19 protein-coding genes are annotated in these 23597 nt (G+C 53.6%); 18 read left to right on the plus strand and 1 reads right to left on the minus strand.

Going from position 1 to position 23597, the window contains the following annotated elements; genetic code table 11:
* The first annotated feature begins 45 nt into the window (after window positions 1-45).
* The gene (locus tag NSU18_RS02445) at window positions 46-552 is read left to right on the plus strand and encodes a GNAT family N-acetyltransferase (protein WP_341022204.1); all 507 of its coding nucleotides are present in this window, start codon (window positions 46-48) and stop codon (window positions 550-552) included.
* A 338-nt stretch (window positions 553-890) separates the two neighbouring features.
* On the opposite strand, the gene NSU18_RS02450 is transcribed toward NSU18_RS02445, so the two are convergent.
* Window positions 891-2213, minus strand: a complete 1323-nt coding sequence (locus NSU18_RS02450; protein ID WP_341022202.1) for a hemolysin family protein — start codon at window positions 2211-2213, stop codon at window positions 891-893.
* Window positions 2214-2328: 115 nt separating this feature from the next.
* Here NSU18_RS02450 and NSU18_RS02455 point away from each other — a divergent pair, with 115 nt between their 5' ends.
* From NSU18_RS02455 to NSU18_RS02535, 17 genes are all read left to right on the plus strand, one after another.
* On the plus strand, window positions 2329-3096 hold the full coding sequence (locus tag NSU18_RS02455) for a DUF1836 domain-containing protein (RefSeq protein WP_341148098.1): 768 nt from the start codon (window positions 2329-2331) through the stop codon (window positions 3094-3096).
* A 308-nt stretch (window positions 3097-3404) separates the two neighbouring features.
* A complete protein-coding gene (locus tag NSU18_RS02460) occupies window positions 3405-4622 on the plus strand; it encodes an MFS transporter (RefSeq protein ID WP_341148099.1) in 1218 nt (405 codons plus the stop codon).
* A gap of 187 nt (window positions 4623-4809) precedes the next feature.
* Window positions 4810-6153 (plus strand): ABC transporter substrate-binding protein, encoded by a 1344-nt coding sequence (locus tag NSU18_RS02465; protein ID WP_341022195.1) that lies wholly within the window; start codon window positions 4810-4812, stop codon window positions 6151-6153.
* A gap of 61 nt (window positions 6154-6214) precedes the next feature.
* Complete coding sequence (locus tag NSU18_RS02470) at window positions 6215-7123, plus strand: carbohydrate ABC transporter permease (protein WP_341023342.1); 909 nt, start codon at window positions 6215-6217, stop codon at window positions 7121-7123.
* Window positions 7124-7126: 3 nt separating this feature from the next.
* Entirely contained in the window at window positions 7127-7975 is an 849-nt protein-coding gene (locus NSU18_RS02475; protein ID WP_341022193.1) for a carbohydrate ABC transporter permease, read from the plus strand.
* Between the two features lie 30 nt (window positions 7976-8005).
* Window positions 8006-9826 (plus strand): cache domain-containing sensor histidine kinase, encoded by a 1821-nt coding sequence (locus NSU18_RS02480; RefSeq protein ID WP_341148100.1) that lies wholly within the window; start codon window positions 8006-8008, stop codon window positions 9824-9826.
* The gene (locus NSU18_RS02485; protein ID WP_341148101.1) at window positions 9823-11442 is read left to right on the plus strand and encodes a response regulator transcription factor; all 1620 of its coding nucleotides are present in this window, start codon (window positions 9823-9825) and stop codon (window positions 11440-11442) included. The genes NSU18_RS02480 and NSU18_RS02485 overlap by 4 nt, the downstream gene beginning before the upstream one ends.
* Before the next feature lie 823 nt (window positions 11443-12265).
* The gene (locus NSU18_RS02490) at window positions 12266-14011 is read left to right on the plus strand and encodes a TerB N-terminal domain-containing protein (RefSeq protein WP_341148102.1); all 1746 of its coding nucleotides are present in this window, start codon (window positions 12266-12268) and stop codon (window positions 14009-14011) included.
* A gap of 9 nt (window positions 14012-14020) precedes the next feature.
* Window positions 14021-15340 (plus strand): ATP-binding protein, encoded by a 1320-nt coding sequence (locus NSU18_RS02495; RefSeq protein WP_341148103.1) that lies wholly within the window; start codon window positions 14021-14023, stop codon window positions 15338-15340.
* A complete protein-coding gene (locus NSU18_RS02500) occupies window positions 15337-17538 on the plus strand; it encodes a DEAD/DEAH box helicase (protein WP_341148104.1) in 2202 nt (733 codons plus the stop codon). Before NSU18_RS02495 ends, NSU18_RS02500 begins: the two co-directional genes overlap by 4 nt.
* A 152-nt stretch (window positions 17539-17690) precedes the next feature.
* Window positions 17691-18323 carry a hypothetical protein gene (locus NSU18_RS02505; protein ID WP_341148105.1) on the plus strand — a complete coding sequence of 211 codons (633 nt, stop codon included), beginning with the start codon at window positions 17691-17693 and terminating at the stop codon, window positions 18321-18323.
* Window positions 18324-18430: 107 nt separating this feature from the next.
* On the plus strand, window positions 18431-18661 hold the full coding sequence (locus NSU18_RS02510) for a hypothetical protein (RefSeq protein WP_341148106.1): 231 nt from the start codon (window positions 18431-18433) through the stop codon (window positions 18659-18661).
* A 30-nt stretch (window positions 18662-18691) separates the two neighbouring features.
* Window positions 18692-19531, plus strand: coding sequence for a membrane protein insertase YidC (gene yidC / locus NSU18_RS02515; protein WP_341148107.1), 840 nt, complete (start codon window positions 18692-18694; stop codon window positions 19529-19531).
* A 170-nt stretch (window positions 19532-19701) separates the two neighbouring features.
* Window positions 19702-20163, plus strand: a complete 462-nt coding sequence (locus NSU18_RS02520; protein ID WP_341148108.1) for a GNAT family N-acetyltransferase — start codon at window positions 19702-19704, stop codon at window positions 20161-20163.
* A gap of 92 nt (window positions 20164-20255) precedes the next feature.
* Window positions 20256-21632, plus strand: a complete 1377-nt coding sequence (locus NSU18_RS02525) for an extracellular solute-binding protein (protein ID WP_341022178.1) — start codon at window positions 20256-20258, stop codon at window positions 21630-21632.
* Between the two features lie 199 nt (window positions 21633-21831).
* Window positions 21832-22722: a carbohydrate ABC transporter permease gene (locus NSU18_RS02530; protein ID WP_341148109.1), complete on the plus strand. Its 891-nt coding sequence runs from the start codon at window positions 21832-21834 to the stop codon at window positions 22720-22722.
* Between the two features lie 18 nt (window positions 22723-22740).
* Entirely contained in the window at window positions 22741-23565 is an 825-nt protein-coding gene (locus tag NSU18_RS02535; RefSeq protein WP_341148110.1) for a carbohydrate ABC transporter permease, read from the plus strand.
* Window positions 23566-23597: the final 32 nt, after the last annotated feature.

Below are 23597 nucleotides of genomic sequence, written 5' to 3' on the forward strand. Positions count from 1 at the left end.
ATTATACAAGGATAATATGCAGCTTTTATCGTAGGGGGAATAAAATTGAACGTAACACTGCGGGAGTTGCTTCCGGGAGATGCAGCAGCGTTGTTGAACCTCCAGCATCGTCTGGACGGGGAAACCGCCTTTATGCTCCTGGCCCCGGGCGAGAGACAGAGCGGCATTCCACAGGTGGAAGACATGATTAGAGGCTTAGGCCAAGCGGAGAACTCGCTTATTCTGGGAGCGGAAGCAGACGGTGAGCTTGCAGGTTATCTGTCAGTCGAAGGAGGTACCTTCAGCCGCAATAGACACAGTGCTTATATTGTTACCGGCATCCTGAAGCAGTATCAGGGCAGGGGCATCGGCAGCGCATTGTTCAGTGAAATGGACCGGTGGGCCAGACAGTGCAGCCTGGTGCGTCTGGAGCTAACCGTGATGCAGCATAATGAAGGGGCGGTTGCGCTGTATAAGAGGCAAGGCTTTGAAATCGAGGGATTGAAGCCAAAATCGCTGCTGGTGGACGGGCAATGGGTGGATGAATACTATATGGGTAAAGTGTATAGTTAATCGCATTAACTATAAGGGCAAAATCATTTCAACTGATAAAGAAGATTATCTTCGCGTGAACACAATGTATGTTGTTTTTCACATACATTCAGACCGTGTGCCTATTTGCGAGCACAATGTATGCTGTTTTTCACATACACTCAGACCATATACCCGTTTGTAGCACAATTTATACTGTTTTTCACATACATTTGGTCCGTATGCCGATGTACCAGTCAATTGTATTCGGTTTAATCATACCTTCAACCTTTCTATAGTTTGCTAATATAGGAACGAAATAAGGCGCTCCCCCGTAACTCAAGGGGAGCGCCTTACTTGTTGCAGCTTATCTATACGCTTTACTCGCTGTGTGCATCCGAATCTTCGGTGACTGGAAGATCGATCAGGATCTCCACCTTGCGGATACGGTGGCGGTTCATTTCGCGGACGGTCAGGGTGACATGCTCGTAGGTGAGGCTTTTGCCGACAGCCGGTTCTTCCATATGGCTGTAGAGCCATCCGCCGATGGTGGTGACTTCTTCATCATGGAAATCAAGTCCGGTAAGATCCTTGACCTCCAGCAGGGAGACATTGCCGTCGAACAGATAATGAGTATCGCTCAGCTTCTCCACATTGCGGCGCTCATCCTCGTCGAACTCATCGCGGATCTCACCGACGATCTCTTCGAGAATGTCCTCAATCGTAATCAGGCCGGAGGTGCCGCCGTATTCATCCAACAGCAGGGCGATATGGACGCGCTCCTTCTGCATACGGGTCAGCAGTGTTTTCACTGGCGTAACTTCCGATACGGTCACCAGCGGCAGGATCAGGCTTTTGAAATCGAAATCAGGATTGTTGTCGTATTGCAGGTAGAGCTGCTTGGTATTGATCATACCAATGATATTGTCTTTGCTGCCGTCAGCTACAGGGAAGCGGGTGTACTGCTCCTTGCGGATAATATCAATATTCTCCTGCAGCGAATGATCGGTGAACAGGCATACCATATCTGTCCGGGGAACCATAATTTCCTTAGCGAGCATCTCATCAAAGGTGAAAATCCGGTTAACATAACCATATTCCGCTTTGTTGATTTTGCCGCTCTCATAGCTCTCGGACAGGATCAGGCGGATCTCGTCTTCACTGTGCGCGTCGCCGTGTTCACTGGCAGGCTTCATGCCGAACATACGGACGAGCAGGTTGGCGGAACCGTTCATGAACCAAATCAAAGGGTACAATATTCTGTAGAACCAAATAATCAGCGGTGCGGTAAATTGACCAATTTTCTCCGGAATATTAATAGCGGCGGTCTTCGGTGCAAGCTCACCGACCACGACGTGGAGGAAGGTAGCGATAATGAAGGCCAAAGCAAAAGCAATGGGCTTACTAACGTTATGGCTCACACCAGCCAGATCAAACAATGGAATGAGCAGCTGCTCAAAAGCAGGCTCTGCCAATGCCCCGATCCCGAGTGCAGTAATCGTGATACCGAGCTGGCAGGCGGATAAATATCCGTCCAGGTTAGCGGCTACCCGCTGTACTGCCAGTGCGTTCTTCTTGCCGTCCAGCACCATTTGGCTGACCTGGCTTCCCCGTAATCTCACTACTGCAAACTCCGTCGCTACAAAAAATGCGGTTAAAATAATCAAAATTGCCACGAGCGTCAAACTAAGTCCTATACCCATATAATCTTTACCATCCCTTTCGTCCCTAAAATAGGTTATACTCATATTATGAGTTCTTATGAACCTATTGTACGAACTTTTCAGTGAAATATCAAACGGTGGAGGGTTGCCAGCTATGGAAGCTTTTACACTTAGCCGGATAGAGATGTCCGGACTGTTACTGTCTCTAGGGCCGAACTCGGAGCGGAAGCCGCTCCATATTCTGCAGGAAGCCTGGACGAAGTTCCACCGCGACGAGGTGCGGGAGGGGACAAGTCTGCCCGCTTTTCTATCCACGGATATCCCCCCGATTCTGCATAAGCTGATTAAAGGCAGCGGCGTCAAAGGGCTGTCCCTGGGTGAAATTGCTTCGCTTGGCGGTCTGATTGAGTATTCCACGTTATCCGTCTCTGCTATGCAGAATTGGGTGAAGCGAGATTTCAAGGAATATCTCGGGTCCCCGCGTGAAGGGAAGAAGTACTCCATTAATCAGGCGGCCATCCTATTTATAATAGACGATCTGAAGGCGGCGCTTGATTTCGAGAGCATCAGGCAGCTCTTCCGAATGCTGTTCCTGGCGCCTGAACGTGATGACGATGATCTGGTGGAACCGGCCCAGCTGTATCACGGGTATGCGGAGCTGTTCGAGGAGATTAAGAGCCGTTCCCCGGTTCCGGCTGAGGGACAGGCTTTGACAGGGAATCCCAAGGAATATCAGTGGAAATCGGACAGCGGAATTAAGTCGGCCATGGACAAAATGATGAAGCGGCTCAGCCACCTGAGCAGAGGGCAGCGGGATGCGGTGCAGAATATGCTGCTGATTGCTGCGATCTCGGTGCAGACCTGTTATTTTCAGGCGATGGCCCGGCAATATTTTAATGCGGTGTTATTCCTTGATTTTTGAACCATCCACTTCTAGAATGTGTAAGTGATACTATATAAATTGAACTTATGATTTTTGTGTTTTGGGATTAGCCGTGACTCCAGAGAAGTTTTGGACTTCCGGCCGCTGCCCTTCTACAGATTTCATGATTTTATACCGTTTTTAACGGTTGAAATCCGTAGACAAAGGCGGTCGCTACCGCTCCTCCAGTTCCAAAATTCCCCTCCGCCACTTTTCCTTTAACTTAAATTTTTAGTTCAATCTATTTAGTTCAATCTATATAGTTAGGTATTATTGTAACGGGAATCAGGGGAGAGGGGCCTTAAGTCATGTGGAATCAAATGTCGCTGCTGCAGAATCCGAAGCAGCGGAAGCTGCTCTTCAGTGCAGGTCTAAGCTGGATGTTCGACGCGATGGATGTAGGGATGATCTCGTTCGTCGTGGCTGCACTGGCCAAGGAATGGTCGCTGGGACCGGAGAAAATCGGCTATTTAACCAGCATTAACTCAGTGGGGATGGCCGTCGGTGCGGCTGCAGCCGGGATTATGGCGGACCGCTTCGGCCGCAAATCGGTGCTGCTGTGGACGCTGCTGATCTTCTCGATTGCAAGCGGATTGTCGGCCTTCGCCGCAGGCTATGCAGTACTGTGTGTGCTGCGCTTCATTGCCGGCTTCGGGCTCGGCGGAGAGCTGCCGGTGGCTTCGACACTGGTATCCGAGAGCATGCCGGTCAAGGAAAGAGGCCGGGCTGTGGTGCTGCTGGAGAGCTTCTGGGCGCTCGGCTGGATTCTGTCGGCGCTGATTGCGTACTTCGTCATTCCAGATTACGGCTGGCGGGTCGCCTTCGCCATCGGGGCGGTACCGGCGCTATATGCGCTCTATCTGCGCAGGGCAATCGATGACTCACCGAAGTTCGCGGAGATCAAGAAAGCTCCTCCAGTGCCCCTGCGTAAGCGTGTGGCGGCAGTCTGGTCGGCAGAGCACCGCCGCTCGACCATCATGCTGTGGATTCTGTGGTTCACTGTAGTCTTCTCTTATTATGGAATGTTCCTGTGGCTGCCGACGGTAATGGTGCTGAAGGGCTTCAGTCTGGTCAAAAGCTTCGAATATGTGCTGATCATGACACTCGCCCAGCTGCCGGGATATTTCACCGCCGCCTATTTCATCGAGAAATACGGCCGCAAATTCGTACTGGTCATCTACCTCCTGCTGACAGCCGTCAGCGCGGCCTGGTTCGGGAATTCAACGACCGAGGGGATGCTGATGGCTGCCGGGATCTGCCTGTCGTTCTTCAACCTGGGAGCCTGGGGCGGGATGTACGCATATACGCCTGAGCTGTATCCGACTAAAATCCGTTCCACTGGTGCCGGACTCGCCACCTCCTTTGGACGGATAGGCGGCATTATTGCTCCAACGCTGGTCGGGCTGATGGTCGGCAAGGCGGTCGGGATCGGCTCCATCTTCATGATCTTCTTCGTCACGATTGTAATCGGCGCCTTGGCGGTGCTGTTCCTGGGGAAAGAAACGAAGGGACTGGAGCTAGAGTAGACTGCTTACCGAACAGATTCATACTTAACAGAACAATCCAGGACTAATAGGCCAGCCGGAAGATTCCGGCTGGCTTTTGTCTTACTTATTTGATAGAACCCCTTACTTTTCTGGATTTACCCTATGCAGAGCCTTCCGTATAATCATTTATGTAACCGCTTACTTCACAAATTTGAGGAGGCAACAGATGACAATCAAGGGGACTAAAGGACTTGTACTGCTTCTAAGCTCCATATTGCTGATGACTACGGCCGGATGCTCATCCGGCGATGCGAATGCACCGGACGGAGCCAAGGCTTCATCCAAGACAGAGGGCTCGGCACCTGCAATTGAGCTGCGCATGACCTGGTGGGGCTCACAGACACGCCACGATCTGACCACCAAGATGATCAAGCGCTTCGAGGAGAAGAATCCGGGCATCACGATTAAACCGGAATATTCCGGCTGGGACGGCTATTTCGATAAGCTGTCTACTCAGGTAGCAGGCTCGAATGCTCCGGACATCATTCAGATGGACTATGCGTTCCTGTCCGATTACGCCAAGCGCGGCACCTTGCTTGACCTGACGCCTTATACCCAGGATGGCACGCTGCGGACAGAGGACCATGATAGCAGCATGCTCTCGGCAGGAAGCATTGACGGCAAATTGTATGCCGTTACCCTTGGAGTGAACGCTCCCGGCGTCGTCTATAACGCCTCTGTGCTACAGGAGCTGGGAATTGCGGAGCCGCAGGAGTCATGGACGTGGAAGGATTTTGCGGAGATGGCGAATGCGATTGCTAAGAAGAAGGGCGACGGCTATTATGGGACGCCGGATATTTCGGGCACTACGAACATCTTCGAGGTATTCGTGCGCCAGAACGGGAGCGGACTGTTCGCCGGGAACAAGCTCGGGGTCTCCCAGGAGGTCATCGATGAATGGTTCAAGTACTGGCAGGAGCTGCGGGACAGTGGCGGCGCTACAACGGCAGAAGTAACTGCCGCGATGACGAATGCGCTGGAGACCCGGCCGCTGTCCGTTGGCCAGTCTGCCCTTGATTTCGCCTGGTCCAACCAATTGATTACCTATCAGAATGTGCTGAAGGATCAGAGCCAGAAGCTGAAGATGCAGGTGATTCCGCATATGGAAGGAGAGCAGAAGATCGGCGAATATCTGAAGCCCGGCCAGTTCATCTCCGGGAATGCCAAGACCAAGTATCCCAAGGAGGTAGCGAAGCTCATCGACTTCATGGTCAACGACCCGGAAGGCACCGCTATTCTCGGGGCTGAACGGGGAGTGCCGGTCAATTCCGCAGTCCGGGAGCAGCTGAAGCCGTCGCTAACCGCCGAGGAGCAGTTAATCTTTGATTTTATCGATGTGGTCTCCAAGCATTCCAGTGATATTGACCCGCCTTACCCGCAGGGCTTCTCGGAGATTGATAAGAACTTCAAGAGCGCCAGCGAGCAGATATCCTTCGGTCAGGCTGGCGTTCCGCAGGTAACCGAACAGTTCATCTCCGGTGCTAACGCCATACTGGACAAGGCCAAATAAATATAGAGGAGGGAGAGAGCCATTGAGTGCAGATTTGATGACAGTAGATAGACCAGCAGGCATGAAGCGGCGCAGAGCAAAGATGCGTTACAACCAGAACGGGATCGCCCTCCTGTTCCTGTCGCCCTGGCTGCTGGGGCTGGTGTGCCTGACCCTGGGGCCGATGGCGGCCTCACTCTATTTTTCTTTTACAGATTACAGTATTCTGGAGAGCTCCAGATGGATCGGATTGGATAATTTCAGAACGATGCTCACCGCAGATCCGCTATTTATTCAGTCGCTTAAGGTGACGTTTATCTTCGTATTCGTATCGGTGCCGCTGAAGCTGATGTTCGCCCTGGCGGTGGCCCTACTCCTTAACAAAGGAATACGGGGCCTCGGCATCTACCGGACGGTCTACTACATCCCTACGCTGCTTGGAGGCAGTGTCGCTATTGCGATGCTGTGGCGCAAGATGCTCGGCGGCGACGGGCTGCTGAATCAGCTATTGGCCATGGTGGGGATACAGGCGCCTGACTGGGTATCGAATCCCAAATACTCGCTGTATTCGCTGATTCTGCTGTCGGTATGGCAATTCGGTTCGTCGATGATCATCTTCCTGTCCGGGCTGAAGCAGGTGCCGCCGGAATATTATGACGCCTCTTCGGTGGACGGTGCAGGTAAGGTAGGGCAATTCCTGCATATTACGCTGCCGGTGCTGTCTCCGGTTATCTTTTTCAACGTCATCATGCAGACGATCACCGCCTTCCAGTCGTTCACCCAAGCGTTCATTATCAGTAACGGCAGCGGAGGACCGGTGAATTCCACCCTGATGTATTCCCTGTACCTGTACAAGAAGGGCTTCTCCTTCTTCCAGATGGGCTATGCCTCGGCGATGGCCTGGGTACTGGTGCTGCTGATCGGGATATTCACACTCCTGCTATTCGGCAGCAGCAAGCTGTGGGTGCATTATGAAGATGGGGGGAAATAAGCTATGGATACAGGCAGCGCATCGAAAAGTGCCATTTGGCTCAAGCACTTCATCATCTGTCTAATCGCCTTTGTCATGCTGTACCCGGTGCTGTGGCTGGTGGGCAGCTCGTTCAAGCCGGCGAATATGATTTTCTCGGAAATCTGGTTCTGGCCCCGGCAGTGGAACTTCCATAATTATGTAAGCGGCTGGTTCGGCTTCCAGGGCAGCTCCTTCGCCAAGTTCCTGCAGAACTCGGCTCTGATCTCTCTGGGGGCAGTGCTTGGCAATGTCATCACCTGCTCCATGGCAGCCTATGCATTCGCGCGGCTGAATTTCCGGTTCAAGGCACTGGGCTTCGCGCTGATGCTGATGACGATTATGCTGCCGCTGCATGTGACTCTTATCCCGCGTTATATCCTCTTTAACAGCCTGGGCTGGGTGAACACCTTCGCGCCGCTGGTTCTGCCCAAGTGGATGGCAACGGACGGCTTCTTCATCTTCCTGACGGTACAATTCATCCGCGGCTTGCCGAAGGAGCTGGACGAAGCGGCAACGATTGACGGCTGCGGGCCGGTTCAAATCTTCAGCCGGATTATCATTCCGCTGGCGCTGCCTGCGCTGATCACGACGATGATTTTCACCTTTATGTGGACCTGGGATGATTTCTTCAGCCAGCTCATCTTCCTTAGCGATATCGGAAAATACACAGTGCCGCTCGGGCTAAGGCTGTTCCTGGACTCCAGCTCGCAGTCGGATTGGGGCCCGATGTTCGCCATGTCGGTATTGTCGCTCGTGCCATGCTTCATTCTCTTCATCACGCTGCAAAAGTATTTCGTCGAAGGAATTGCGACATCCGGTCTGAAAGGATAGAATCGTGGGAAAAGCATAGGGATGGGGCAGATGCAAAAAAGAATACTCGGCACCTGGCTGCTGCGGATCAGGCGGAGCAAGCTCTCCACGCTGATGGCGGCCAGTATTATCACGTTCAATCTGATTTTTCTCGGATTCATTGTCCTGCTGGCGTACCGGACCTTCTCGGACGTAACCTTCCGCGAGATCAGTACGACCAGGCTTGCGCTGCTGAATGAGAGTACGAAGCGCGGCTTCGACTTCATGACCAATGTGTCGGGGACCGCCTACTCCATTGCAGCGAACAAGAGCGTTATTGAGGGGCTTGAGAACACGCCTGCTTCCAAGTATCAGATGATCTCCAGAAGGCGGGAGATTACGGAGATTCTCCAGCACTCGCTGGTGCTGAACGAAGGGGTAAGCTCCATTGAGATTTACAGTGATTTGTTCAGCGGAGTGCCGCAAAGCTCCACGGACCTCGTCTTTCCGGTCTCTTCGATTAAGAACGAGAGCTGGTATCCCCGGCTGAAGCAGGCGGATTCGCTCTGGGTTCCCCTGGAGGGCAGCGGCGGCGATGATGAGCCTTATCTGATCGGCCATATTCAGCATCTGTTCGGAAATGAAGGCAAAACGATCGGCTACCTTTATATCAGGCTGTCCGCAGACGATATCCTGAAACAGTTCAAGGATATTCCGGCTGTGCTGGACGGCCAGATCCATCTGGTGGATACAAGCGGCAATCTCCTGCTGCTGGTTAACAAAGAGAACGGCGCGGCGGCTGCGGACAAGGCTGTTCTGGAGGCCAAGTGGCTTAACCAGCATACGTATGAGGGCAATGAAGGCTATGAGCTGCTGAAAAAGGACGGGCAGTCCTATCTCGTCCTGTTCTCCAGACCGAGCACGATCTCCTGGCGGCTGGTCCAGGTCATACCGACGCGTGAGCTGCTGCAGGAGGTTCGTAAGGCGGACAGGCAGGTGATCGGGATCGGAATGCTCTGTCTGCTCCTGTCGGCGTTGCTGGCGTACTTCTTCATTCGTAATATGATCCGTCCGGTACGCAGGCTGATTCAGGAGATGCGGAAGCTGGAGCGCGGAGATTTCCGGGCCAGTATGAGTGAGTCGCTGACGGAGGAATACACGCAGATGTCTTACGGCTTCAACCACATGGTGAACCGGCTGCAGGAGCTGGTGCAGAGCGAGCGGGAAGCAAGCGCCGCGAAGCGGGAGGCGCAGGCCGGGCTGCTGGAGGCCCAGATCAAGCCACATTTCCTGTACAACACACTGGATATGATTCACTGGAAGGCAATGGATTACGAGGCCCAGGATATCAGCTACATGATCACCCAACTGGGCAAAATGCTGCGCATCGGCTTGAGCGGCGGCAGAATGCTCATTCGTCTGCGCGACGAGCTGGAGCATGCGCGGTGTTATGTGAGCATCCAGCAGGAACGGCTGCCGATTGCCATCGAGTACACGGAATCGATTGCGGACCCGGCGGTCCGGAGTTATTTCATACCGAAGGTCATTCTCCAGCCGCTGATTGAGAATTCAATTATTCATGGCAGCAGGGAGCCTGGCTCCGGCCCGTTGCAGATTCACCTGGAGGTGCAAGAGATGAAGACGCCGGGAAGGCAGCCTTACTTGCAAATTACGCTGCTGGATAACGGCCGGGGCTTAGAGGAAGGCTGGTCGATGGAACAGGTGAGCGGCATCGGCACCCGGAATGTGATGAGCCGGATTCAGCTGTACTGCGGGGAACCGTATGGACTATACTTGGCCAACCGGCCGGAGAGAGGGGTTGCGGCTATGATTACGCTGCCAGTCATTGAGACGGAGGAGCAGCTGGAGCGGCTGCTGCGCGATCAGCTATGAGCCGCTCCATACTGCTCGTAGATGATGACCCGCATATTCTGAAAGCCCTTACGAGACATGTGGGCTGGGAGAAGCTGGGCCTGACTCTGGCTGGAACAGCGGTCAACGGCCATGAAGCACTGGAGCTGTTCCGCAGGCTCTCCCCCGATCTGGTGATGACCGATGTCTATATGCCGGGCATGGGCGGGCTGGAGCTTACAGAGGCACTAAGGGAGCTGGCACCGGAGCTGCCGGTTATTATTCTGAGCGGCTACGAGGAATTCGAGAATGCCCGGCAGGCGATGCGCTGGGGCGTCAGCCATTTCCTGCTGAAGCCGGCCAGGGTAGACGAGATCGAAGCTGTGCTCCGCGCTGTACTGCTGGATCTGGATGCGGGAGAGCAGAAGAAGCGGCTGGAGGAGCGTTATCAGCAGGAGATCGGCCGTACGCTTCCTTTTCTGCGGGAACGCCTGCTTATGGAGCTGCTGACCACCCGCTACAGTGCGGAGGAATGCTCTGAGGAACGGCTCGGATATCTGCAGATTACCCGTCCGCAGCGGCTGGCGGCGGCCAGTATCCAGCTTAACCGGCCTTCGCCGCTGCATAAGCTGAAGGAGCGCGAATGGCAGCTGCTGCGCTTCGGAGCGGGTAATATCTGCCGGGAGACACTCCAGCACAAGCTTGCCGGACATCCCTCTGTGCAGGGGCATGTGCTGGACTACTCCGACGATCTGCTGGTAGTGCTGCTGCTGGACCGTGAGGCGGGAGAGCCGATCCCCATTCTGAAGGAAGTGGTTCAGGAGACGATGGATAAGATCCGGAATTACATTCAGCTTCAGGCCTATGCCGGCATCGGTTCGGTCAAGGCGGCCATCCATGAATTGATAGATTCGTACCTGGAGAGCCGGGAGGCGCTTGCTTCCGCAGAGTTTCAGGAGACCAGCCCCATTTACGCCTATGAGCCGTGCGTAAGTGCCAATCCGTGGACGCTGGAGGATTATTCCCGGCTGCTCCAAGAGTGGAATGAGGTGCTGCTGTGCCGGGATTCCTCGAAAATATGGGAGACCTGGGAGATTATCTTCGGCAGGCTCCGGCAGGAGAACCAGAATAACATACAGGATATTCAGACGGTGTGTGTCGGTCTGTTCACTACGCTGATGTATTACTGGAATGCCTGCTGTCCGGGCCGTACTCCCCCTATGAGCATGTCCGAATTCCTGCAGGCGGTGACGGGCTACTATACCTGGAGGAGCCTGACGGAGTGGATGGGCCAGATGATCCCGGCCGTCCTGACCGCAGCTTTTGCCGAGATGAACGTCAAGAAGAACCGGCTGGTGGAGAGCGTCAAAAGCTATGTGGAAGCCCACTATACCCAAGAGATCAGCTTCATGGGCCTCGCGCAGGAGCTGCATGTGCACCCGAAATATCTAAGCCAGCTGTTCAAACGGATCAGCGGCGAGAATTTCGTCAGCTACCTGAACCAGTACCGGGTGGACCGGGCCATTGAATTCCTGCAATCCGGCCAGCATATGGTATATGAGATCAGTGAGATGGTCGGCTTCAACAATCCCGCCTATTTCAGCCAAGTGTTCAAAATGATTACCGGGCGCAGCCCTAGTGATTATTTGAAGGGGTGAGGGGGCAATAGCGGAGCAAGGGCAGGTGCACATACTATATAAATTGAACTACTGGTTTTTATGATTTGGGAATAGCCGTGACTCCAGAGAAGTTTTGGACTTCCGGCCGCTGTTGTATTTGAATTTCCTGAATTAAACCGCATTATGCGGTAGAAATTCAAACACAAAGGCGGTCGCTTCCGCTCCTACAGTTCCAAAATTCCCCTCCGCCCCTTTTCCTTTAACTTGAATTTTTTAGTTCAATTTATATAGTAAACACCTGCAGCCTTGCTCCGCTATTGCAGCCCGCAGGGTGAGTATAGTATATTCTTATGGAGACACAAACGAACGTTCTCATTGCCCGGCAGGTAACATTAAGTTGCGGTGCGGTGACAGGCGCTCTCATCCAAGATCTTGAGGAGTTAGTCTCTCAAGGTCTTTTTATTGATTTATGGCGGGAAATCTGAGGCAGGTGGATTTTTGCTGTGCAACTGTGCGAGTGTGCGACTACATAGATGGGAACGGGCACAGGGACGGGCACCTCAGATATTTTAGCGGTGATGCGGACCGAGAATCCGTTATTTCTTCAAAAAGCTACTTTATGAGGCCCGAGCGGACCGGGTGGCGCTTAGTTGGGTTATTCGGCCCTGAAATGAGACGATATTGTCTAATTAAGGGATTCTGAGTCCGCTTGACCGCCATATTGGCCTGATTTGTTCAGCATAACGGAATCTCAGTCCGGCAGAGCGGGCGGGGAGTAAGAGTCTGGAACGGCTGCAGCCGCTTCATAGGGTATATGATATAATGTGAGAATTACCAAGACATACGGGTGGGGCGATGAAGCATGGCTAAAGACAGGCAGGGGCTGCATTTCACGGAGCTGGTCTGGGAGAGTACGGAGCGGAATGTGGCGATTCCGCCGCGCGGTACTGTAGATGAAGGCAGCCGGAAGCCTAAGTCAGAGCCGGTTACGAAGAAGACGTCCGGTTATAATACAGTCCAGCTCGAACTCTGGGATATGGAAGAGAGTGTGGAGCCGGTAACCACTACAGAGAGTGAGTTCGTCCAGCGTGCACGTGAGCTTGTAGAGCATAAGGAGCCAGCGGCGCTGTTCGTCCCGTTCAAAAGCTATTGGCCTACCTACGGGCATATGACCGGCGCGCAGAGCCGATGGTATTTTTTCTGGCGGGATGAAGTCCGGCAGGGGAGATATCCGAAGACCGATCTCTCCTATATTTTCCTGCATATCTATGAGCTGATTAACGGCGTGGGCTGGGACGAGCCTCTGGAAGGCTGGCGTCAGCTCAATCTGCTATGGGAGGCCTACCGCGACAGTTACAAACGTCTGGATCAGTACCTTGGCGGGTGGATTGCGGATTTCTCTTTTGTCCATAAGCTGGATATTCCGTTATCAGAGATTGTGGCCCGTTCGCGCGGGCTGGCGGGGGATCTGGCTGAGCTTGAACTGGTCCGCTGCCTGTCGGCTGCCCCGGAGCAGCTTAGCACCCTAGTACTGAGTGTGATGTCAGACTATGATATCAGCAAGTCGAAATTCTACACCGGCGAGGGTAAAATCGCTGCGGATCGTTATATTCCCCAGGTTGTAGCGCTAATTGATGCTTATGTCGCGCGGAAGCACGGTTCTAATCTGATCACGATGTTCCCGCCCGCCCCGCCTGTCGTCCGTGAGCGTTATTTGTTCCGCAGTGCGGTATACGATATCTCCCTGTATGGCTATTCTGTTCTTGTGCCTGTTATACGGGTCAGCAAGTCTCCACCGCTGCGCAGCCTGATTACCCGCCTGTTCCGGCTGACCGAGAATAAGCTGCGGGCGCTGATGGGCTACCGGGGAAGACTGAAGGATGTCCGGGTCGATGCCGATATGGATGATCTCGTCACCCGGTTCCTGGAGCGTGAGTTCCGCAAGGCGGAGCAGGAGGAGAAGGGACCGGCAGTGGTCATTGACCAGCAGAAGCTGGAGCAGCTGGCAAGCGACTCCGAGGTGGTGCGTTCCTTGCTTACGGTGGAGGACACCGGGGAACCGGGTCAGGAAGATGATGCGGAATGGACAATTGAGTCTGAAGGAGCACTTGGAGGAGCCGGATTGGCCGGTATTGGAACTGGTGCAGATGCGCATGGAAGCACCGCAAATACGGATGCAAGAGTTGAATCAGCGGTATCAGCAAATGCGGAAAGTGTCTCCGGTAGCTCTGCAAGAGCTGAAGAGCAAGCGGTTGCGATGGTTGGTGGTGAGCGGATAAAGCGGGGCCATGAAGACCCTACAGGTAACCACCCGTCTGAAATACAGAAGCTAACCGCTTCCCTGCCGCCAGCCTCTGATAGCGAAGCGGACCGCTGGATATTGTTCGCCTCCGAGCTGACTCCGCTGCAACGGGAGGCCGTGCTGGCTCTGGCAGAGGAGGACGGTTCTGCGAAGGTGCAGCGGCTGGCTGCGGGAGCAGGAACGATGGCAGAGCTGCTCTACGATAAGATTAATGAGCTGGCCATGGACAGTCTGGGAGACCTCATCATCGACGGGGAAGAGCTGACCGAAGAATGTCTATCCATGCTTGACTATATAAAGAGGTGAAATTCGTAAATGAACCCACTCAAAATACCGAAGCGGATGACCACCGCACTCGTCAATTCGCTGACAGCGGGAGTCGTGCCGCGGATCGGGCTTGAACATATCGCTGTCGGCCGGCGTCCGGAGGTGGAGGCGATTCTCCGCGATATGGAGAACATCGCTGATGGCGGAGCCGCCTTCAAGCTGATTACAGGCAAATTCGGCAGCGGCAAAAGCTTCCTGCTCCAGATCATCCGCAACTATGCGATGGATCGCGACTTCGTGGTTGCCGATGCGGACCTGTCGCCGGAGCGGCGGCTGGTTGGCACGAAGGGCCAGGGGCTCGCCACTTACCGCGAGCTGATGAGCCATCTCTCGACCCGGACCCGCCCGGATGGAGGGGCGCTGGAAATTATGCTGCAGAAGTGGATCATGACGCTGCAGCAGGCCATGATGCAGGAGAAGGGCTACGGCCCCGATGCACCGGAGCTGGGCGATGAGGTGGAGCAGCGCATCTATTCGGTAGCCTCCGGGATGCGCGGGCTGGTTCATGGCTTCGACTTCGCCAAGGTGCTGGCCTCCTACTGGAACGGGCACAAGCTGGCCGATGACGGACTGAAGCAGGATTCCCTGCGCTGGCTGCGGGGAGAGTTCCCGACCCGCACGGAAGCGCGGAAGGCGCTCGGCGTTGGTGTCATCATCGACGATGACAACTGGTATGACTATATGAAGCTGTGGGCGGAATTCACCGGAGCCATCGGCTATAAGGGCTTGTTGCTGTTCATCGATGAAGGGGTGAACCTCTACAAGATTACCAACAGCATCTCGCGGCAGAGCAATTACGAGAAGCTGCTGACCATGTTCAATGATACGATGCAGGGCAAAGCAGAGCGGCTGGGCATCTTCGTCGGCGGTACGCCGCAGTTCGTGGAGGACCACCGGCGCGGACTGTTCAGCTATGAGGCGCTTCGTTCCCGGCTGGTGGCCGGACGGTATGCAGGCAACGGGCTGAACAATTACACAGGGCCGATTATCGCGCTGGACATGCTTTCCCACGAAGAGATTCTAATTCTGCTCCAGAAGCTGCGGGATATCCACGCGCTGCACTACGGATATGAAGCAAGACTAACACAGGAGCAACTGGTGCATTTCATGGAAGAGGCGGTCAACCGGCTGGGAGCTGATGAACTGCTCACCGCACGCGAGGTGGTGCGTGACTTCATGGATCTGCTGCATACCCTGCACCAGCATCCCGAGCTTTCATTCGAGAAGCTGGTCGGAGAGCGGACTTCGCGGCCTGCCGAGACGGAGCAGAATGAGCTGGACGGCTTCCTGGCGGAGTTCGACCTATGAGTGATAACCCGTTCTACCGGCTGGCTCCGTTCATCAAGGAATTCATCTATAAGAACCGCTGGGATACGCTGCGCGAGGCGCAGGTCGATGCCTGCCGGGTGCTGTTTGACACGCCGCATCATCTGCTGATCGCTTCAGGGACGGCGTCAGGCAAGACCGAAGCGGCCTTTTTTCCGGCGCTCACGGAGCTGTATGAACGTCCGTCTGCCTCTGTAGGCATCCTGTATATCGCGCCGCTGAAGGCGCTGATCAATGACCAGTTCACGCGGCTGAACGATCTGCTGCGTGAAGGGAACATTCCGGTCTGGCACTGGCATGGCGATGTGCCGCAGGCGGACAAGACCAAGCTTATGCAGAACCCTTCGGGAGTGCTGCAGATTACCCCGGAATCGCTGGAGGGCCTGCTGATGAACCGCCCGAATGCGATTCCGGCCCTGTTCCATGATCTGCGCTTCATCGTTATCGATGAAGTTCATGCCTTCATGGGCGCGGACCGCGGCATTCAGGTGCTGAGCCAGCTGGCGCGGATCTCGCGGATGGCGGGCTGTCATCCGCGGCGGGTCGGCCTCTCAGCGACGCTGAGTGATTACGCCTCCGTTACGGAGTGGTTGGCGGCAGGCACGCACGAGAGCGTGGAGGTCAGCGCCCCGCAGGGCGGGCGCAAGCTGCGGTTGAGCGTGGAGCATTTCTCGTTCCCGGATGCGCGGAATGAGGAGGAGGCCGAGCACCTGGAGCGGGCGCGACAGGCGTATTACGGGTTTATCTACGATCACACGCATGTCAAGAAGGCGCTCGTCTTCACGAACAGCCGCAGCGATGCCGAAGAGGCCATCCTGGAGATGCGGCGCATTGCCGCTAAGCGCGGCGAGCGGGATGTCTTCCATGTGCATCATGGAAGCATTTCCGCTATGCTGCGCGAGGAGACCGAGGCCACGCTCCGTGACGGTGCGGGGCCGGCTGTAGCTGCAGCGACGCTGACGCTGGAGCTGGGGATTGATCTGGGCGAGCTGGAGCGGGTGCTGCAGCTCGGCGCGCCTTATAGCTGCGCGAGCTTCGTGCAGCGGCTGGGCCGCTCGGGCAGGCGCGGGGACGCCGCCTCCGAGATGATCTTCGTCACGCCCGAGGAGGAGGACGAGGAGGCGCAGCTCCCGGCGCGCATGCCGTGGACGCTGCTGCGGGCCATTGCCGTAATCGAGCTGTACGTACGCGAGAAATGGGTAGAGCCGCTGGTCGTGCGCCAGCTGCCGGCCGGTCTCCTGTATCATCAGACGATGAGCATTCTGAAGAGCATGGGGGAAGCAGAGCCGGAGGACTTGAAGGAGGCTGTGCTGAGCCTGCCGTCCTTCCGCAGCATCGATCCTGCTGATTATGATGACTTCATGGAGTACATGCTCGGCATGGGCCATATCGAGAAGATGGATGAGGGCAGCCTTCTGATCGGGATGGCGGGCGAGAAGATCGTCAACAACTTTCGCTTCTATGCGGTATTCAAAGACGATGAAGAACATGTCGTCTATAACGGGACGGAGGAGATAGGGTCCATTACCACCGTGCCGCCTCCGGGCTACTGCTTCACATTGGCAGGCAAGCTGTGGAAGGTCGAAGAGGTGGACAACCGTCACAAGGCCGTCTATGTCAAAGGCTCACGCGGCAAAGTGGACACTCTATGGCTCGGCGCAGGCGGAGATGTGCATACCCGGATCATGACGAAGATTCGCGAAGTATTAGGATCTACGGCCCTATACCCTTACCTTGCGCCAAGTGCGGCCGCCAGACTGGAACGGGCCCGCAGGCTCGCCAAGGAGAGCGGATTGCTGACGCATTCGGTTCTGCCAGCCGGGGGAGATTCCATGTTCATCCTTCCGTGGGCAGGCAGCCGCCAGTTCCGTACCCTGGAGCGCCTGCTCAAGAACAACCTGAAGGAACCTCTTGGCTTGCGCTCGGTCGTGCCCATGGAACCGTATTACATGGTGGTCGCCGGTAAAGTGGATGCAGAGAAGCTGGAGGATGAGATCATCGCCGAGACCGCTGCGGCTACGGATGCACTCACGCTCCTGAAGCCGGATGAAGCCCCTTATCTCGGCAAATACGATGAGTTCATCCCGCATGAGCTGCTGCGCAAAGCTTTTTCGCTCGACGGCCTTGATGTGCCGGGTCTGGTAAGCGTGGTCAAACATTGGAAGCAGCCTCCGGTATAATTGATATAGCGATAACCAATATACGGAGATGTATCTCGCTTATACAACAAGAAGCAGTCGATCCTAATCGTGATCAGCTGCTGCTTGTTTATCCACGGAAATACACGAATAAATGGTAAATATAGGTAAATATTATGGGGGGTGAGGATTCTATGGAAGCAAAAGCGTTAGAGCGTTTACCAAATCCAACAATGCTACAAAAGCTAATGAAAATCCAAGCTTCACTGAATATTATTCTTTGCCAGGAGGAGTGGCTTCGTTACCATAGCTTTATTCAAGATTGGAATGAGGGTGTGTCTATGGCGAAAATAGATAATGGAGCAGGAGATCATCTATTTATTTTGTTTTCCAATGAAGGCACCATCATAAAAGGCTTCGATCACGAATCTGAATTAAGCCCGTATGCCCAAGATGAACATAAAGTATGGCAAGGGATTTATGATGACGTCCCAAAGAAATTATTATCATTACTTGAAGATGAGGCAATTGAAAAAGAAGATGTGACTTTTTGTATTTCGCATAAAAACAGTGACACCAGCTGGCACAAAGGAAAGGTTGAGATTCCAGAAGGTACAAGCGATGGTTCTGATTTTTTATTGGGCTGTATATTCCATACACCAGAGGATTTTGTGGAATTTGCAACAGATTATTTTGAATTATCCCTATCCTTAGAGGTGGTTGCAAAAATCTACGAGGATCTCCCCATTACGGAAGAGATGATTCATATCTTGAATTCCAGCTGTGACGTAAAGGAAGTTCTTCAAGAATTAAAGCTATTACCCTGAATCGTGGAACCGCACCGCCACTCTGACGTATAGATGTTTAATCATTATTCAAATTCCATTATGACGCATACAGGCGGAGGTGAACCGGACTGGAGCATTTCTATGACTTGATTCAATTGGCATTCTCCATCGCTCTTATCTATTCGGTAGTGTCGATTCCCTTCACCTACTTTTCTATTCAGGAGATCCACTGGGGTTATGAACTGGCTGCACCCGGTTTAACTTGGTCTGTAGCAGTCAGACTGATGCAGCCGAGCAGTATTCAGCGCTGGATCGCACGAACCGCCAGGCGAAGAGAAGCTCCTGATGACGAAGACAATCGTCCTTCCCCACATTGAGATCCATACATTCAATTAGGGAGGACAACAATGAACAATATGAACCTGTATCCACAATGGGCCAAGCCTATTCTCGTCCTAGCGATGGGACTTATCCCGGCCATAGTGCTTAGCGGCTGCTCAGCAGCATCCCAAGCCAGCCCGATTCTTGCAGATTCACCGGGGATATTCAACCACTTCTTTATTTATCCGTTCTCGTACTTAATCCAATTCTTCGGAGATGCATTCCAAGGAAACTACGGCTTATCGATTGTGCTGATGACGTTCATCATCAGGCTTGCGATCCTGCCGCTGATGATGAACCAGACGAAGAAGCAAATGGCCATGAAAGCCAAGATGGCCATCCTCCAGCCGGAGTTAACGGAGCTGAAGGAGAGGTATAAGAACGATGTCAGTGCGGATGCCGCTAAGCAGCAGCAGGCCGAAATGATGCAGCTCTACCAGAAGCATCAGTTCAATCCGTTCAGTATGGGGTGCTTGCCGATGCTGCTCCAGTGGCCGGTCACCTTGGCCTTTTACTACGCTATCCGCCGTACCCCCGAGATTGCCGCACACGATTTCCTGTGGTTCAACCTGGGGACCACAGATATGATTCTGCCGCTTATTGCCGCTGCGGTCTATTACGTGCAGTTCCGCGTATCGCAATCCGCAGCTGTACAGAATCAGCAAGGCCCGGGCAACCAATTGTCTTGGATGGGATGGTTGTCACCGGTCATGATGGGCCTGTTCTCGTTTCAGGTACCCGCAGCGTTGCCGCTGTATTGGGTGGTTGGCGGGATATTCATTATCGTGCAGACGGTCATTCTGAATAAAATGTACGCGAAGCCGGACTTAGCAGGGAATAATCTTTCTGCAAGTGTAGAAGATTGATCTTGGATTCCGCTTAAACAACGTTTCGTTTGCGGAGCGTCCACCCAAGTGCTTACGTAAATCTTACTCCTATTTAAGAGCTGTCCTAAGCAGTCAATTCATGGCTTCTGGGACAGCTTCTTGTCGAGCAAACATAAATGACTATATATAAATAAACGAGGTGACTCCAAATGAATTCACTTATAAGGGTAAGGCTGGCGTCCATAGCAGATGCTGAGGCACTGTCGGGACTCAACCAAGAGTTCAACGGCGGCGTCCGCAGACCCCCTGCCCGGATTATTGAACATCTACATACTAACCGTAACGAATGTATTGCTGTAGCCGAGTTGAACGGTATCATCGTAGGTTTTGGCTGCGCCCAAAGCCTGTATTCTTTTTGCTATGAAGAGCCTTATGGAGAAATTACAGAACTCTATGTGCAAGATACCGCCCGGAGAAAGGGAGCTGCCAGAGCCATTATCACTTGTCTGGAAGACGAGCTTAGAGTGCGTGGAGTGAAACGGGTTAAGGTATTGACGGGCAGAAGGAACGCTGCGGCCATTCGGACCTACGAAGATTGCGGCTATGTCAAAGACGATGAACAGATGTTAGAGAAAGAGCTGGCGGATGAAGCCCGCCCAAGCACACCCTAGAAAAAACAAACCTCATTTCTGCAGTTCCCACCTTGCCCGAAACGCTCCCCCTGATGATAATTAGCTTATCACGACAGAGGGGGCTTTAATGAATGGTCAACAGAAAAATGAAGCAAACCGCTACCGTCGCGTTCGCCGCGCTAATGGCAGTTAGCCTTGCCGCATGCGGGAACTCGGACAACAACGCCAATACCAAGGCTAAGGACACCGCCGCACCGAACGCCGCCACAGGCAGCGGCAATGCCGCAGCTACAGACGCACCGAAGGACAAAGAGGTAACGCTTACTTTCCAGAACATCTACCCCGATCCCGCAACGCCCAACTACAAAATGATCCGTGAGCTTACGGACGCCTACATGAAAGAGCATCCCAATGTGAAAATTGAACTGGACACCCTGAATACGGACCAGCAGAAGGTGAAGCTGAAGACACAGGCTGCCTCCAAAGAAGTGCCGGACATCACCATCGTGAACCCGGCAGCGCAAATGAAACCGTTTGTGGATGCCGGATTATTCGCTCCGCTGAACGACATGCTTGAACAGAATGGCCTGAAGGACACGTACCAGAAGGGCCTCCTCGATTACTACAGCTTCGACAATAATGTGTATGCCATCCCCGACGGCAACAACATTGAAGTCGTCTACTACAATAAAGACCTGTTCGCCCAAGCCGGCATCGCGGCCCCTCCAACTACCTTCGAGGAGATGCTGAAGGATGTGAAGATCCTGAAGGATAAGGGCATCACACCACTGGCTATAGGCGAAAAGGATTCCTGGACCGGCTCGTTCCTGTTCATGAACATTCTGCTGCGCACCAACGGCGGCCCCGGCTTCCTGCAGGATGTGCTCGATGGCAAAAAGACCTTTGAAGATCCTGCATTTGTCGAAGCGGTTGATGCCTTCCAGGCTCTGGTTCAAGCGGGCGCTTTCCCTGACGGTGCCACCTCTATTGATGCCAATGCGGGCGGAAATATTTTCAAAACAGGCAAAGCTGCTATGTGGTCGATCGGTTCCTGGGAGACTGGCGCGATTGATGCTTCCCCGGTTGCCGGTAAAGTAGGGGCCTTCCAGTTCCCGACAGTGAACGGCAAAGGCGATCCCAACGAATTCATGCTCGCCCCCGGCAGCGCCTTCGCTATATCTGCGAACAGTGAGCATCTGCAGGAAACCAAGGACTTCCTCAACTTCTTCGGCACCCAGTATCCCAAGAAGCAATTTGAGCTGAAGAACGCTGTAGGGATCGGCCAAAAGGTAGACGGCGACCTCAAGGCAGCCGGGTACTCGGATCTGGCCGTGAACATTGCCGGACTGTTCAACCAAGTGAAGGGCGGCGACCTGGCATTCGATAACACCATGAACCCTGCAACTGCACAGGTCCACCTCAGCAGCATCCAGAACCTGTTCGTCCAGAAGATGGATTCCAAGGCGGTAGCCAAAGAGCATCAGGCTGCGTTCGAAGCCAACAAATAAGCCGCTTAGTTTCAAATGTTCACGTAACTTAAGCCATATCGATACTGCAAATGGAAAGCTGTTCTACTCGATGCGAAGCAAGCCGATCAGGCTACTTCGCATCGGGTTTATCATGCACTTCAATATGTTAATTGCATTAATCATTAACGGTATAAATTATTAGACAAAGAAGAATCTGCTTGATTAGGAGGCGGGAAAGATGAAAGTCCTTAAGGTGCCGGCATACACAATCGCCGTTTTCATAGTGCCGTGTCTGCTGCTCTATGTGTGCCTGGTATTCGTTCCCATACTGGTCTCATTGTACACCGGCCTATTGAAGTGGGACGGTCTAACGACCTCTCAGTTCGTCGGCTTCGGCAACTTCAAGAATATGTTCTGGCATGACCCGGTGTTCTGGCCCTCTGTGCGGAGAACGCTGCTGTATGCTGTGGCTTCCATGCTGGAGATCCCGCTCTGTCTGGGGATGGCGATCCTGCTTAACCGCTATCTGCGCAGAGCCAACACGCTGGTGTCGATCTACTTCACGCCGGTGATCTTATCGGTCGTTATTATTGGACAACTCTGGAAGACCATCTATAATCCTACTTCGATGGGGGGCATGCTGAACGGTGTGCTGGTGTCACTGGGGCTGGAGAGCTGGACGCATAACTGGCTGACAGAGCCTAATATCGCTATGTACTCGCTGTATCTGGTCTCCCTGTGGCAATATTTCGGCTACCATCTGCTGATCCAGTACACCGGGGTGCAGAACATTCCCGACGAGCTGTACGAAGCGGCCCGGATTGACGGAGCGGACGGCTTCAAGGCGGATCGTTATATTACGCTTCCGCTGATCATTCCGATTTTCAAAATCTCGATAATCCTGGCGTTTATCGGGTCCCTGCAAGCCTTCGACCTGGTGATGGTCATGACTGGCGGCGGTCCGGCGCATGCAACGGATGTAATCTCCACCCATATGTATAACAGCTCCTTCTTATCCTTCAAGTATGGCTACGGCAGCGCGATTGCGACGTTCCTCGTGGTGGTCTGTCTGATTTTTACAGGCATTATTAATATGATCTTCAACCGGCTTGAGCGAAAATTCGAATAGGGAAGGAGTGCGCGGACCATGCGTATGCTTAAAAAAGGAATCGTGTATCTTCTTTTTGCCATTCCTGTCATTACCCAGCTCTACCCGCTGCTGTGGCTGCTGTTATACTCCTTGAAGACGAATGAGGAGATTCTGGACGGGAGCTTCTTTTCTTTGCCCCATAAATTGCAGTGGCATAACTACTATGAGGCTTACACCTCGGGCAGCTATCTGAAGTACCTGTCGAACAGCGTGTTCGTTACTGGCCTTACGATGATTTGTGTCATTCTGCTGGCTTCGATGGCAGCCTATGCAATCTCCCGGTTCCGGTGGAAGTACGGCAATGTCGTGATGACCATTTTCCTGATGGGGATGATGATTCCGATGCAGGCCACGCTGCTGCCGCTGATGATTATTTTCAAAAATATGCATATCCTCAACACGCACTGGTCGCTGATTCTGCCGTATATCGCGTTCTCAACTCCTATCGCCGTGTTCATATTGAGCGGCTTCATGAGAGCTATTCCACATGAGATCGAAGAATCGGCGTTCATCGACGGGGCGAGTGTGTACCGGATCTTCCGCAGCATCATCCTGCCGGTGTCCATTCCGCCTGTCATGACCGTATGTATCCTAACCTTCATCAACATCTGGAACGAGTACATCCTGGCCGCCACGTTCATCTCGTCTGAGAAGCTCAAAACCCTTCCATTCGGGGTCTACACCTTCGTGAGCCAGTATTCGGTCAACTATGGCAATATCGGGGCCTTCCTGGTGATGGGCGCGCTGCCGGTGATTCTGATCTACTTCTTCCTGTCGAATCAGATTACTAAAGGGATGGTGGCAGGAGCGGTTAAGGGATAAGGCATGGCATACCGAATTACCCCATTGCATAA

It is taken from the genome of Paenibacillus sp. FSL H8-0048 (genome assembly GCF_038002825.1).
GTDB lineage: Bacteria > Bacillota > Bacilli > Paenibacillales > Paenibacillaceae > Paenibacillus_AQ.

What these genes read in the sequence shown, in the direction of transcription:
- NSU18_RS02480 (WP_341148100.1), top strand. Translation starts at nt 8,006, where the DNA reads ATGCAAAAAAGAATACTCGGCACCTGGCTGCTGCGGATCAGGCGGAGC.
- NSU18_RS02530 (WP_341148109.1), top strand. Translation starts at nt 21,832, where the DNA reads ATGAAAGTCCTTAAGGTGCCGGCATACACAATCGCCGTTTTCATAGTG.
- NSU18_RS02525 (WP_341022178.1), top strand. Translation starts at nt 20,256, where the DNA reads ATGGTCAACAGAAAAATGAAGCAAACCGCTACCGTCGCGTTCGCCGCG.
- NSU18_RS02520 (WP_341148108.1), top strand. Translation starts at nt 19,702, where the DNA reads ATGAATTCACTTATAAGGGTAAGGCTGGCGTCCATAGCAGATGCTGAG.
- yidC (WP_341148107.1), top strand. Translation starts at nt 18,692, where the DNA reads ATGAACAATATGAACCTGTATCCACAATGGGCCAAGCCTATTCTCGTC.
- NSU18_RS02490 (WP_341148102.1), top strand. Translation starts at nt 12,266, where the DNA reads ATGGCTAAAGACAGGCAGGGGCTGCATTTCACGGAGCTGGTCTGGGAG.
- NSU18_RS02500 (WP_341148104.1), top strand. Translation starts at nt 15,337, where the DNA reads ATGAGTGATAACCCGTTCTACCGGCTGGCTCCGTTCATCAAGGAATTC.
- NSU18_RS02485 (WP_341148101.1), top strand. Translation starts at nt 9,823, where the DNA reads ATGAGCCGCTCCATACTGCTCGTAGATGATGACCCGCATATTCTGAAA.
- NSU18_RS02455 (WP_341148098.1), top strand. Translation starts at nt 2,329, where the DNA reads ATGGAAGCTTTTACACTTAGCCGGATAGAGATGTCCGGACTGTTACTG.
- NSU18_RS02535 (WP_341148110.1), top strand. Translation starts at nt 22,741, where the DNA reads ATGCGTATGCTTAAAAAAGGAATCGTGTATCTTCTTTTTGCCATTCCT.
- NSU18_RS02475 (WP_341022193.1), top strand. Translation starts at nt 7,127, where the DNA reads ATGGATACAGGCAGCGCATCGAAAAGTGCCATTTGGCTCAAGCACTTC.
- NSU18_RS02450 (WP_341022202.1), bottom strand. Translation starts at nt 2,213, where the DNA reads ATGGGTATAGGACTTAGTTTGACGCTCGTGGCAATTTTGATTATTTTA.
- NSU18_RS02460 (WP_341148099.1), top strand. Translation starts at nt 3,405, where the DNA reads ATGTGGAATCAAATGTCGCTGCTGCAGAATCCGAAGCAGCGGAAGCTG.
- NSU18_RS02505 (WP_341148105.1), top strand. Translation starts at nt 17,691, where the DNA reads ATGGAAGCAAAAGCGTTAGAGCGTTTACCAAATCCAACAATGCTACAA.
- NSU18_RS02495 (WP_341148103.1), top strand. Translation starts at nt 14,021, where the DNA reads ATGAACCCACTCAAAATACCGAAGCGGATGACCACCGCACTCGTCAAT.
- NSU18_RS02470 (WP_341023342.1), top strand. Translation starts at nt 6,215, where the DNA reads ATGAAGCGGCGCAGAGCAAAGATGCGTTACAACCAGAACGGGATCGCC.
- NSU18_RS02465 (WP_341022195.1), top strand. Translation starts at nt 4,810, where the DNA reads ATGACAATCAAGGGGACTAAAGGACTTGTACTGCTTCTAAGCTCCATA.